Genomic DNA, 12657 nt, shown 5'->3' on the forward strand with positions numbered 1-12657 from the left:
CCGAACCATCATCGGCCTGGAGATCGGCGGCACTCAACGTCACAGTCCCAAAAATCCTGTCTTCGCCCTACGAATTCCACAGAAGACTCAACTGATCCTGTGTCTCACACCAGTCTGACAGAGAGGGCTCCCCCTGACTGCCACAGGAACACAGCAGGAACACAGAAGGAGCAGCCAGCGTGACCGAAGCGCGTCACACCACCAACAACGCAGGCATCCCGGTCGCGAGCGACGACCACTCGCTGACCCTCGGCGCCAACGGCCCGATCCTGCTCCAGGACCACTACCTGATCGAGAAGAACGCCCAGTTCAACCGGGAGCGGGTGCCCGAGCGGGTCGTGCACGCCAAGGGTGGCGGTGCGTTCGGCTACTTCGAGACGACCGAGGACATCAGCCGGTTCACCAAGGCGGCCCTGTTCCAGCCCGGCGTGAAGACCGAGACGCTGCTGCGCTTCTCGACCGTCGCCGGCGAGCTCGGCTCGCCCGACACGTGGCGGGACCCGCGCGGCTTCGCGCTGAAGTTCTACACGACCCAGGGCAACTACGACCTGGTCGGCAACAACACCCCGGTGTTCTTCCTGCGCGACCCGATCAAGTTCCCGGACTTCATCCGCTCGCAGAAGCGCCGCGCCGACACCGGCCGTCGCGACCACGACATGCAGTGGGACTTCTGGACCCTCCAGCCGCAGACCGCGCACCAGGTGACGTGGCTGATGGGCGACCGGGGCATCCCGAAGACCTGGCGGCACCAGAACGGCTACGGCTCGCACACCTACCTGTGGGAGAACGCGGCCGGCGAGCGCTTCTGGGTCAAGTACCACTTCAAGACCGACCAGGGCATCGAGTGCCTGACCTCGGAAGAGGCCGCGAAGATCGCCGGTGAGGACGCCGACGCGCACCGCGCCGACCTGTGGCACGCCATCGAGCGGGGCGAGTTCCCGTCGTGGACGCTGCACGTCCAGGTCATGCCGTACGAGGACGCGGCGTCGTACCGCTTCAACCCGTTCGACCTGACCAAGGTGTGGCCGCACGCCGACTACCCGCTGATCAAGGTCGGCAGGCTGGTGCTGGACCGGAACCCGTCGGACTACTTCGCCGAGATCGAGCAGGCCGCGTTCGAGCCGACGAACCTGGTGCCCGGCATCGGCACGTCGCCCGACAAGATGCTGATCGGCCGGATCTTCTCGTACCCGGACGCGCACCGGTACCGGATCGGCGCGAACTACGCGCAGCTGCCGGTGAACCGGCCGAAGTCGCCGGTGAACTCGTACGCGAAGGACGGCGCGATGCGCTTCGCCAACGCGGTCGACCCGGTGTACGCGCCCAACTCGTACGGCGGCCCGCACGCGTCGGTCGAGGCGGCCGGCGAGGTCGCGTCGTCGTACGGCGTCGAGGACGAGGTCACCCGTTCGGCTTACAAGCTGCACGCGGAGGACGACGACTGGGGCCAGGCCGGGACCCTGGTGCGCGAGATCATGGACGACGCGCAGCGCGAGCGCCTGGTGCAGACCGTGATCGCGCACGCGTCGAACGGCGTGTCCGAGCCGGTTCTGGAGCGCGTGTTCGAGTACTGGCGCAACATCGACAAGGAGACCGGCGACAAGATCGCCGCCGCCTTCGGCAAGTGATCACGCTCGACTGACGAGGACCGCCCGGTGCACGCCGGGCGGCCCTTCGTCGTGCCAAGCCTCCTCAGCCGCGCAACGCCACGGGCAGCGCCGTCAGCCGCGTTCCCTGGATACCGCCGACCCCGCTCTGCCGCAGTTCGCCGAACGGGACGGTGAGCCGGGCGTCCGGGAAATCGGCCCGCAGCACCGCGACCGCCGCCCGCAGTTCGAGTTGGGCGAGTTGGGCGCCGATGCAGAAGTGCGGCCCGGCGCCGAAGCTCAGGTCCGCGCCGCCGTGGGCGTTGATCCCCTGGATGTCCACGAGCACCGGTGCCCCCGCCGGCAGCCGCACGCCGGCGAACTCGACCTCGGTGGTGGTGTACCGCCAGAGCGTGAACGGCGCGGGCGGGTAGCGGCGCAGGGTCGCGCGGACCAACTCGTCGTCCGGCGTTCCCCCGGGACCGTCCGCGAGCGCACGGGCGAGCAGGAAACCGAGGGAGGCGTCGGTGGTGAGCTGCCCGGCGAAGATCAACGCGAACAGGTGGTAGTTCACCTCGTCCGCGGTGGTCTCCGGGGGAACGCGCTCGCGCAGCTCGACGGCCAGACCGCGTTGACCGCTGTCGAGACCGGCCGCGCCCAGGTCCATGAGGGCGGAGATGGCGGCGCCCTGGTCGGCGGGGTCGGTGCCGAGCATCAGGCGGCACGCCTCGGTGGCCCGGTCGACGCGGTCGAGGGGGACGCCGAGCAGGTCGAGCAGCACGGTGATCGGGTACCGGGTGGTGAAGTCCGCCGCCAGATCGACCTCCGCGGCCCCGGCCGACGCGGTGAGCAGGTCACGGGCGATCTCGTGGATCCGGTCGGACTGCTCGCGGATGCGCTTGCCGGTGAGCAGCGGGGCGTGTGCGCGACGCAGCCGGGCGTGCGCCGGCCCGTCGAGGGTGGTCAGCGAGGGCTGCTCGGCCGCGGTCCGCTCCAGGCCGGCCGTGCGGCGGTCCCAGGTCGGGGGTGCCTGCGCCGGGTCTTTGACCAGGCGCGGGTCGGCGAGGACCTGACGTGCGACGGCGTCGTCGGTGACGATCCACGCCCGACCGCCGGCCGGGGCGTCGACCTGGACGATCGGCCCGGCGGCGCGTAACGCGGCGCGATCGGGGGCCGGCTCGTCGATGCCGCGGCTCGTTGCGGCGAACGGATCGACGTCCACGTGCGGTGCTTCGGTCACGCTTCCCCCAGTTTGCTTCATTGAAAAGTAGCTTCACCATGAAGGTAAATTGGTCGCGGGTAGGTTGTCAACGACGACTGGTGATCTACAGCGGTGAAGGGGCGGCGGTGGAAGGGGAGCGGGTGGACGGCGGCGTCGCCGAACGGAGCGCACGCCTGCTGGACGGCCTGCGGGCGTTCGGCGCGCTCTACACCGACTTCACCGGCCGCTTCGCGGCGTGGCTCGGCCTGAACTCGACCGACGCCACCGCCCTCGTGGAGATCCTGTACGCGGAGGACAAGGGCACGCCCCTGTCCCCGACCCGCCTCAGCGAACGCCTCGGGCTGACCACGGGCGCGACCACGAACCTGATCAACCGCCTGGAAAAGCTCGGGCACGTCGTCCGCACGCGCGAACACGCCGACCGCCGCGTCGTGACCCTGCGCAGCAGCCCGCGCATCGAGAGGCCCGCGCGCGAGTTCTTCGGCCCGCTCGGCGCGCACTTCCAAGCCCTGGTCGCCCAGTACGAGCCCGCGGAGTTGGACCGGTTCGAGGACTTCCTCCACCGGCTGCACGCCACCATGGGCGACCTGCTCGCCGACCAGGGACCGGACCCCACCACCCGACCGCGTTCCTGAGCGCGAACGTCGGTGTAACCCACCTGGTGTGACCCGCTTGGTGTGACCCGCCTGGGGTGACCCGGCTGGGTGACATCGGTGACCGGCAGCCGTACCCCGCGAGGACCGCGTCGTCCGCTGACGGGTCGCGTGCCGGCGGAAGGCCACCGGTCCGGTGGTGCGCGACCTGCCCGTCGACGACACGAACGCGGCCATCGCCGCGTTGCGGGGCCTGCCCGGCGGTGGCTGACTGTTGCGGTGCGGTGCGGTCCGGACGAGGAGGCGGCCATGACGGACGAACCCACTGGGCTCTGGCTGATCGGTGCGCGCGGATCGGTCGCGACGACGGCGATCAGCGGACTGCTCGCGCTGCGCGCCGGCCTCGCCCCACCGACCGGATGCGTCACCGGGCAGCCGGAGCTGGCCGACGTGCCGTTGCCGGGCTGGGACCACCTGGTCGTCGGTGGACACGACATCGTGCAGACGCCGTTGGTGAAACACGCCGAGGAGCTCGCCCACAGCGGTGTGCTGCCGCACGAGCTGCTCGTCCCGATCACGGCGGGTTTGCGCGCGGTCGACGCCGAGATCCGCGACGGCTACCACCCCGAAACCCACCGGGGCAGCCAGGCGGAGGCGGCTCAGCGCCTGGTCGCGGACATCGCCGGGTTCCGCGAACGGCACCGCTTGGCGCGTGTCGTGGTGATCAACGTGGCCTCGACCGAGCCGCCGGTCGAGGCGGTCCCGGAGCACGGTGACCTCGCCGCGCTGGAGGCTGCGCTGGCCGACCCGCGGCGCTCGGTGCTGCCGCCCAGTTCGCTGGCCGCGTACGCGGCGCTGAGCGCGGACTGCCCGTTCGTCGACTTCACCCCGTCCACCGGTGTGGCTTTGCCCGCGCTCGACGAACTCGCCTGCCGACGGCGGCTGCCCTACGCGGGCCGGGACGGCAAGACGGGGGAGACGCTGGTGCGGACGGTGCTGGCGCCCATGTTCACCGCGCGGGCGCTGCACGTGCGGTCGTGGGCGGGCACCAACCTGCTCGGCGGTGGCGACGGCGCCACGTTGGACGACCCGGTGCGCGCGGTCAGCAAGCTGGAGTCGAAGGCACGCGGTCTCGCCGCGCTGCTGGGCAGTGACGTCACCGCGCCGCTGCACATCGACCACGTGCCGGATCTGCATGAGCAGAAGACGGCCTGGGACCACGTGTCGTTCGAGGGGTTCCTCGGCGCCCGGATGACCCTCGAGTTCACCTGGACCGGACTCGACTCGTCACTGGCCGCGCCGCTGGTGCTCGACCTCGCCCGCCTCGTCGCCGCCGCGCATGCCCACGGGCAGTGGGGCGCGCTCGGGTCGCTGGCGTTCTTCTTCAAAGACCCGATCGGCAGCGACGAACACCGGTTCGCCGAGCAGACCCGGGCGCTCTACCGCTGGGCACGGGAGTTGGCGTGAAGGCCTACGCGGAACTGGTCAGGGCACCGGCCGCGTTGACCGTCCTCGGTGACACCGTCGCCGGGGCCGCCGCGTCCGGCAGGCCGTTGCGCGGCCGACGCCTGCTGCTGCCGCTGTCGTCGGTCGCGTTGTACTGGTCCGGGATGGCGCTCAACGACTGGGCCGACCGCGACCTGGACGCGGTGGAGCGGCCTGAGCGCCCGATCCCGTCCGGCCGGATCAGCCCGCGTGCCGCGCTGGTCACCGCCGTTGCGCTCGGTGCGGCCGGCCTCCGTATCGCGGCGTATGCGGGTGGTCGCGACGCGCTCGGTGTCGCGGTGCCGCTGTCTGTTGCGGTCCTGTCCTACGACACGCTGCTGAAATCCACCGCGGCCGGACCGTTCGGCATGGCGGCCTGCCGTGCGCTCGACGTTCTCCTCGGGGCGGGTGGTGCGCGTGCGGGTGCGGCGGTGCCCGCGGCGATGGTCATGGCCGGCCACACGCTCGGCGTGACGGCGTTGTCGCGCGGCGAGGTCCACGGCACGTCGTCCGGTACCGCGAAGGCGGTGCTGGCGGGCACCGCCCTGACCGCGATCACCTCGGTCATCGGTCCGGTGGCCACCCGGCCGCACCGGCTGGCGGCGCTCGCCGGAGGCCTCGGGTACGCCGCGACGGTGGGGCGCGCCCAACTCGCGGCCGTCCGCGCGCCGGGGGCGGCGACGGTCCGTGCGGCGACGAAGACCGGCATCCACGGCATGGTGCTGCTGCAGTCCGCGCTGACCGCGCGAGGCGGGTCGCTGTTCGGCGCGGTCGCGGTCGCGGCCGCCCTGCCACTCGCCCGCCGGCTCGGCCGGAAGGTGGGTCCGACATGACGTTCCGCCTCGGTTACGGCACGAACGGGTTCGCCAACCACCGGCTTGGCGACGCCCTCGCGGTGATCGCCGATCTCGGCTACACCGGGGTGGCGCTCACGCTCGACCACGCCCACCTCGACCCGTTCGCCGCCGACGTCGCACGGCAGACCGAGAAGGTCGCCGCACGACTGCGCGAACTGGACCTGGCAGTGGTGGTCGAGACCGGGGCCCGCTACCTGCTCGACCCGCGCCGCAAGCACCACCCGACGCTGGTCGGCGAGGACCGGGAAGTCCGGGTCGACTTCCTGCTGCGGGCCGTGCGGATCGCGGCCGACCTCGGCGCCGACTGCGTCTCCTTCTGGTCCGGTGTCCCGCCACCCGGCGTCGAGCCCGACGAGGCGTGGCGGCGGTTGCGCGCGGGCGTCGAGGCGGTGCTGGACGGCGCGGCCGGGCACGGGGTGCCGTTCGGGCTGGAGCCCGAGCCCGGCATGGTCGTCGAGCACGTGGCGCAGGCGTTGCGGCTGCACGCCGAACTCGGGTCACCGGAGCTGCTCGGGATCACCCTGGACGTGGGCCACTGCGTCGCCGTGGAGCCGGAGGACGCCGCCGCGTGCATCCGCCGAGTGGGAAACCTGCTGCTCAACGTGCAGCTCGACGACATGCTGCCCGGCGTCCACGAGCACCTGGAGTTCGGCGAAGGCACCCTGGACCTCCCCGCCACCCTCGGCGCGCTCGCGGAGATCGGCTACACCGGACTGGCCGCGGTCGAGCTGCCCAGGCACAGCCACGCCGCGCCCGAAGTCGCACGCAGGGCCATCGAAGCGCTCAAAGCGGCCCTACCCCCGGTCGACCACCCCTGGCTGGTGAAGGCCGAGCAGACCGTCCGCGCCGACCCCGCCTCGATCCGCACGCTCTTCCCCGCGGTCGGCCGCACGGTCGGCAGAACGCCGCTGCACGAGCACACCGACCCGCTCGGCGTCGTGCACGGCACCGTGGACGACCTGGCCCGCACCCGGCTGCTGGTCGCCCTGGCCGGGGTGAGCGAGGACCTGGGCGCCGAACTGGTCTCCCTCTACCGCTTCGGCGACGACGCCGAACGGCGCGGTGTGCTGCGGGCACTCGCCGAGGTCGGGGACAAGGCCGTCACGCAGGGCGTCGAACTCGTCAAGGACGCACTGCGCACCAACGACACCAGGCTGGTCGCCGCCGCGCTCGGACCGTTCGCCGCGGACCACCTCGACCAACACACCTGGCGCCACGGCGTGTTGAAGTGCCTGTTCCTGGGAATCCCCCTCGCCGCCGTGGCCGGACTCGACCGGCGCGCGGACGCGGAACTGCTGCGCATGGTCGGCGCGTACGCCGACGAACGCCGTGCCGCCGGGCGCGACGTGCCGGCGGAGGCCGCCGAGTTGCTGAGGAGCGAGACCTGATGCGCATCTTCGACCCGCACATCCACATGACCTCGCGCACGACGGACGACTACGAGGCGATGAGCCGGGCCGGGGTCCGCGCACTCGTCGAGCCCGCGTTCTGGCTCGGTCAGCCGCGCACGAGCGTCGCGTCGTTCACCGACTACTTCGACGGCCTGATCGGCTGGGAGAGGTTCCGGGCGGCGCAGTTCGGCATCCGGCACCACTGCGCGCTCGCGCTCAACCCCAAGGAAGCCAACGACCCGCGGTGCACGGGGGTGCTCGACGTGCTGCCGCGCTACCTCGAGAAGGACGGTGTCGTCGCGGTCGGCGAGGTCGGCTACGACTCGATGACCCCGGAGGAGGACGAGGCCTTCGCCCGACAGTTGCAACTCGCCGTCGAGCACGACCTCCCCGTGCTGGTGCACACGCCGCACCGGGACAAGGCGGCGGGCACGACGCGCACGCTCGACGTGGTCCGCGAGTCGGGCCTGCCACCCGAACGGGTCCTGGTGGACCACCTCAACGAGGTGACGGTGCGCGCCGTGGCCGACTCCGGCTGCTGGATGGGGTTCTCCATCTACCCGGACACCAAGATGGACGAGACCCGGATGGTGGCCGTCCTCGCCGAGTACGGCACGGACCGCGTCCTGGTGAACTCCGCCGCCGACTGGGGCCGGTCCGACCCGCTCAAGACCTACAAGACGGCGTTGGCGATGCTCGACGCGGGGTTCGGTGAAGCCGACGTGGACAAGGTGCTGTGGCGGAACCCGGTCGAGTTCTACGGCCAGAGCGGTCGCCTCAACCTGGACGACCCGTCCGGGACGTCCGACACGTCCGACACGTTCGCCGGGAACTCGGTCCTGAGAGGAGCACGACCGTGACCCCGCCGGCGTACTGCACCAACGTTCACCCGGCCGAGGACCTGCCCGGTGTCCTCGCCCAGCTCGACCGCTACGCCGTGCACGTGCGGGAGGACCTGGGGGTCGACACGCTCGCGCTCGGCCTGTGGCTGGCCGAGCCGGTCGCGCACGGCCTCGCCAAGGACGAGACGGCCAGGCACGGTCTCGCGGCCGAACTGCGGGCCAGGGGGCTGACGGTGAGCACCCTCAACGCCTTTCCGTACGGCGGGTTCCACCAGGAGGTGGTCAAGCACTCGGTCTACCTGCCCCCGTGGACCGATCCGCGACGGCTGGCGTACACGGCGGACTGCGCCGTCGTGCTGGCCGACCTGCTGCCCGACTCCGCCTCCTACGGCAGCATCTCGACGCTGCCGCTGGCCTGGCGGGAGCCGTGGACGGGCATCGACGACGAACGTGCGCGCGGCGCGCTCGACGCGTTCGCGCGCTTCCTGCGTGCCGAGGCGACCCGGAACGGCAGGCCGATCATGCTCGCGGTCGAGCCGGAGCCGGGCTGCGTGCTCGACACCGTCGCCGACGCCGTCGAGTGGATGGCCGGCCGCGTCGACCACGACCACATCGGCGTCTGCCTGGACACCTGCCACCTCGCCGTGTCGTTCGCCGACCCGGCGGAGGCCGTCGCGACGATCCACCGCGCCGGGCTGTCGGTGGTCAAGGTGCAGGCGTCGGCGGCGCTGGAGGTCGCCGAGCCGGGCACGGAGGAGGGCAGGCGGGCCATCGCCGCGTTCGCCGAACCCCGCTACCTGCACCAGGTCCGGGAGAACGACCCGGCGGGCGTGCTCGCGGCCGACGACCTGCCGGACGCGCTGGAGGAGTTGCCGGCGAAGCACCCGTGGCGGGTGCACTTCCACGTCCCGCTGCACGAGGCCCCGCCCGCGCCGCTCACCTCGACGACCGGTGTCCTGCTGGCGGCGACCGAAGCCCTGAGGGCGACGGTGGAGACCATGCCGCACTTCGAGGTGGAGACGTACACGTGGACCGTCCTGCCCGGATCGCGCCACTCCGACGACGGACTGGCCAAGGGCATCGCGGCGGAACTGCGCTGGGCGATGGAGCACCTGGGCGAAGGGGTGTCGGCGTGAAACCGCTGGTCGTCGTGGACGTCGTCGGCATGACACCGGGTCTGCTGCGGCACATGCCCAACCTCGCCGCCTTGGGCCGTCACGGTTGGCAGGCCGCACTGGGGACCGTGTTGCCCGCCGTGACGTGCAGCGTCCAGTCCACGCTGCTCACCGGCCTCACCCCGGCGCGGCACGGCGTCGTCGGCAACGGCTGGTACTTCCGCGACCTCGGCGAGGTCCACCTGTGGCGCCAGCACAACCGGCTGGTCGGCGGCGAGAAGGTGTGGGAGACCGCGCGCCGCGCGCACCCCGGCTACACGGCCGCCAACATCTGCTGGTGGTACGCCATGGGCGCGTCGACCGACGTCACCGTGACCCCGCGCCCGGTCTACCACGCGGACGGGCGCAAATCGCCCGACTGCTACGTCCGCCCGCCCGAGCTGCACGACCGGCTCACCAGTGCCCTCGGTGAGTTCCCGCTGTTCCGGTACTGGGGGCCGACGGCCTCGCTCGCGTCGAGCGAGTGGATCGTGGGCGCGGCCCGGGAGGTGCTCGCGGAGCAGCGCCCCGACCTGCTGCTCGTCTACGTCCCGCACCTCGACTACGACCTCCAGCGGTTCGGTCCCGACAGCCCGCAGGCGGTGACGGCGGCGGCCGAGGTCGATGCGGCGCTCGCCCCGCTGCTCGTCGACGCCGACGCGGCCGGCGCGACCGTGGTGGCGTTGTCGGAGTACGGGATCACGGCGGCGCGCAGACCGGTCGACATCAACCGCCGACTGCGCGCCGAAGGGCTGCTGGAGGTCTACGCGCAGGCGGGCATGGAACTGCTGGACCCCTGGACGTCCCGCGCGTTCGCGGTGGCGGATCACCAGATCGCGCACGTCTACGTCGCGGATCCGGCCGACGTCCCGAGGGTCCGGGCGGTGCTCGACGAGTTGCCCGGCGTCGACGCGGTGCTCGACCGGGACGCCCAGGCCCTGGTGGACCTCGACCACGAACGGTCGGGCGAACTGGTCGCCGTGGCCGAGCCCGACGCCTGGTTCACCTACTACTACTGGACCGACGACAGCCGTGCGCCGGACTTCGCCCGGGGTGTGGAGATCCACCGCAAGCCGGGGTACGACCCGGCCGAGCTGTTCTTCGACCCGGCGGACCGGTTCGCGAAGGCACGGGCCGGGCTCGCCCTGGCCCGCAAGAAGCTCGGCCTCCGCTACGCGATGAACGTGGTGCCGCTCGACCCGTCGTGCGTGCGGGGCACCCACGGCCGGCTGCCCGACCGCGTCGAGGACGGTCCGGTGCTGCTGTGCTCGAACGACGTCGTGCCGGCGGCGGTCGAGCGCGCCGGCCGGATCGCCGCCACCGATGTGCGGGACCTCCTGCTGGACCTCCAGGGGATACCCGCGACGGAACCCGTTCGGTGACGGTGTGCCGGCGGATCAACGCGGTCGAATCAACGCGGTCGGATCGACGGCGTCGGGGTCAACGCGGTCGGGGTCAAGGGGTCGGGTCAACGGGGTGTCAGCTCCACGATCTCCGGGTGCAGGCCGGACAGGCTCACCGGTCGGCGGCTCCTGACGGCCAGCCCCGCCCGCGCCGCATCGGCCACGCGCTCGTCGGCGTCGGGCAGGAGCAGCAGGGCGCGTCCGTCCGGGCGGAGCACCCGGCGCAGCTCCCGCCAGAACCGCCCCGGCTCCCGGGCCAGGGTGCCGGTCGGGGGCACTTGCCGGGCCCACGGCGGGTTCGTCAGGACCAGGTCGATCGTGTCGTCGGCGATCGGCAGGCGGCCGGCGTCGGCGGTCGTCCAGGTGATTCGCGGGGTGCCGGGGTGGTTCGGGGCGCCTCGTTCTAACCGAGGTACGAGAACAGTGTTTCCGTACATATTCCGGTGATGATCACCCAATCGTGTTGCGCTAGGGCCGGTTCCGGCAGCTTGTTCGGTGTTGGTCACGGCCGACGCCAATGCGGTCGGGTCGCGGTCGCCGGCCACGATCCGCAGGCTGTGGACAACTCGTGAGGCAGCCAGCGCCGCCTCGATCGGGATGGTCCCCGTCCCGCAGAACGGGTCCAGCACGGTCGCACCGGCCACCGGGCCGGCCAGCCTGACCATCGCGGCGGCCAGCGGCGGGTGCAGGCTCCCGGGCCGCGACCGCACCCGGTAGGACCTGCGGTGCAAGGGCCGGTCCGCGATGCGCAGGGCCAGCAGGGCGCGGTCGTCGGCGATGGTCACGCGCCACGACAGCCCTCCGGGCGGTGGCACCCCGCCCGCCCGTCTCGTCCGGTACGGGACCGCCAAGGCGGCGGCCAAAGCCGTGCCCACGGCGTCCTCCACGTCGTAACGCGTGTAGTTGCGGCGACCGAGGAACGACGCCGAGACGTCCACGCCCGCCGTCGTGACCACGCCGCCGCACCGTTCGCGCAGCTCCAACAGTCGAGAAATCGGCACGGCAGCGTCGGCCAACAAGCGGAGGTCCGCCTTGGCACGGCCCACGCCGGTGACCTCGGCGGCTACCAGGAACACGTCGTCGGCGGTGCGGAGGGCGAGCACGTCCGGGCTCGGGTCGGCGCACCGGAACCACACCTCGCGGTGTCCGACCCGCTCCACCCGACCCAGCCCCAGGTGGCGGATCTCCGCCGCCACCACGTCCTCGACACCCCGAACCGTCCGCGCCACCAGGCGCGCGGCCGTCACGTCGTGACGACTGCGCCCGGACGCGGCAGAACTCCGGCGCGCGCGAGCGCCGGTTCACGAGAGATCACTTGATCTACTCCCACGTCGCGACCCGGAGCGGCGTGATCACCGCCCCGCATCGCCGGCGAGGGGATTGTCCGCGCAACCCGCCGGCGGGCGCGTCAGACGAGGAAGAAGAAGAACTTCATGCCCCCGATCCTAGCCGGCCGCCACCGCGGGACGAGATCGGATCTACGGATCGGTCTCGGTGGCCTTCTGCCACGGGTAACGCGGCACGACCAGTTCGAACGAGTCCACCAGCCACGTCTCCGGCGTCAGCGACTCGGATTCGGGCTCGGACTCGGCGGAACGCGCGGGAGGGGGCGCGGCCGACACAACGGTACGGATGCCGGCCCGGACCCAACGGGGCTCACTGTCCGCAACCGGCCGGGCGGGCGGCGGCACGTCCCCGACCCTGACCCGTACCCAGTAGCCCACGATCTTCAGATTACCGTAGCCAAAACGGAACCGGACTCGGATGATCTCCGTCCGAACGGGGAACACCGTGCCGCCGATCGGGGGACGCGCGCATGACGGATCAGCCATCGCTGGACGAGTTGGCGGCCCGTGCCGAACGACTCGACCAGGCGCGTCTCGCGCTCAAACGCGACCTCGCCGAACGGGTCGTGTTCGGCCGCGACGACAGCGGCCTGGTCGAGATCGGCGTGGACCACACGGCGAAGGTCGTCGAAGTCGCGGTGAACGCGGCGCTGGTCGGGCGGGTCGACCCGAAGGTACTGGCCAACGCGGTCCTCCAGGCCGCGGGCGAGGCCCAGCGCAAGGCCCGTGAGCTGGTGGCCGAGCGGCGTTCGTACTACCTGGGCACGCAGTAGCGGAG

The 12657-nt window shown here is 72.0% G+C and carries 12 protein-coding genes; 9 read left to right on the top strand and 3 right to left on the bottom strand.

Translation table 11 applies throughout. The annotated features are described in order from the left end of the window. Positions 1 to 179 precede the first annotated feature (179 nt). The gene (locus tag FM051_RS26680; protein ID WP_158848012.1) at positions 180 to 1628 is read left to right on the top strand and encodes a catalase; all 1449 of its coding nucleotides are present in this window, start codon (positions 180 to 182) and stop codon (positions 1626 to 1628) included. A 64-nt stretch (positions 1629 to 1692) separates the two neighbouring features. Here the strand turns inward: FM051_RS26680 and FM051_RS26685 are convergent, their stop codons facing one another. Then, positions 1693 to 2826: a cytochrome P450 gene (locus tag FM051_RS26685; protein ID WP_238412674.1), complete on the bottom strand. Its 1134-nt coding sequence runs from the start codon at positions 2824 to 2826 to the stop codon at positions 1693 to 1695. 122 nt (positions 2827 to 2948) lie between these two features. Here FM051_RS26685 and FM051_RS26690 point away from each other — a divergent pair, with 122 nt between their 5' ends. The 7 genes from FM051_RS26690 (at position 2949) to FM051_RS26720 (ending at position 10512) form a co-directional block, all read left to right on the top strand. Further along, positions 2949 to 3443, top strand: coding sequence for a MarR family winged helix-turn-helix transcriptional regulator (locus tag FM051_RS26690; RefSeq protein ID WP_158848550.1), 495 nt, complete (start codon positions 2949 to 2951; stop codon positions 3441 to 3443). 267 nt (positions 3444 to 3710) lie between these two features. Next, on the top strand, positions 3711 to 4868 hold the full coding sequence (locus tag FM051_RS26695) for an inositol-3-phosphate synthase (protein ID WP_158848014.1): 1158 nt from the start codon (positions 3711 to 3713) through the stop codon (positions 4866 to 4868). Beyond that, entirely contained in the window at positions 4865 to 5719 is an 855-nt protein-coding gene (locus FM051_RS26700) for an SCO3242 family prenyltransferase (RefSeq protein ID WP_158848016.1), read from the top strand. The genes FM051_RS26695 and FM051_RS26700 overlap by 4 nt, the downstream gene beginning before the upstream one ends. Then, positions 5716 to 7131, top strand: a complete 1416-nt coding sequence (locus FM051_RS26705; protein WP_158848018.1) for an EboA domain-containing protein — start codon at positions 5716 to 5718, stop codon at positions 7129 to 7131. Before FM051_RS26700 ends, FM051_RS26705 begins: the two co-directional genes overlap by 4 nt. Then, the gene (locus FM051_RS26710; RefSeq protein WP_158848020.1) at positions 7131 to 7994 is read left to right on the top strand and encodes a TatD family hydrolase; all 864 of its coding nucleotides are present in this window, start codon (positions 7131 to 7133) and stop codon (positions 7992 to 7994) included. Before FM051_RS26705 ends, FM051_RS26710 begins: the two co-directional genes overlap by 1 nt. Next, a complete protein-coding gene (gene eboE, locus FM051_RS26715; protein ID WP_158848023.1) occupies positions 7991 to 9112 on the top strand; it encodes a metabolite traffic protein EboE in 1122 nt (373 codons plus the stop codon). The genes FM051_RS26710 and eboE overlap by 4 nt, the downstream gene beginning before the upstream one ends. Beyond that, positions 9109 to 10512, top strand: a complete 1404-nt coding sequence (locus FM051_RS26720) for an alkaline phosphatase family protein (protein ID WP_158848025.1) — start codon at positions 9109 to 9111, stop codon at positions 10510 to 10512. The genes eboE and FM051_RS26720 overlap by 4 nt, the downstream gene beginning before the upstream one ends. Positions 10513 to 10598: 86 nt before the next feature. Here the strand turns inward: FM051_RS26720 and FM051_RS26725 are convergent, their stop codons facing one another. Both FM051_RS26725 and FM051_RS26730 read right to left on the bottom strand, forming a co-directional pair. Continuing rightward, positions 10599 to 11780: a methyltransferase domain-containing protein gene (locus FM051_RS26725; protein ID WP_158848027.1), complete on the bottom strand. Its 1182-nt coding sequence runs from the start codon at positions 11778 to 11780 to the stop codon at positions 10599 to 10601. 231 nt (positions 11781 to 12011) lie between these two features. After that, entirely contained in the window at positions 12012 to 12257 is a 246-nt protein-coding gene (locus FM051_RS26730) for a hypothetical protein (RefSeq protein WP_158848029.1), read from the bottom strand. Positions 12258 to 12349: 92 nt separating this feature from the next. Between FM051_RS26730 and FM051_RS26735 the strand changes: the two genes are divergently transcribed. Next, positions 12350 to 12652 (top strand): YbaB/EbfC family nucleoid-associated protein, encoded by a 303-nt coding sequence (locus FM051_RS26735; RefSeq protein WP_158848031.1) that lies wholly within the window; start codon positions 12350 to 12352, stop codon positions 12650 to 12652. Positions 12653 to 12657 lie beyond the last annotated feature (5 nt).

This window comes from Saccharothrix deserti (assembly GCF_009769385.1).
GTDB lineage: Bacteria > Actinomycetota > Actinomycetes > Mycobacteriales > Pseudonocardiaceae > Actinosynnema > Actinosynnema deserti.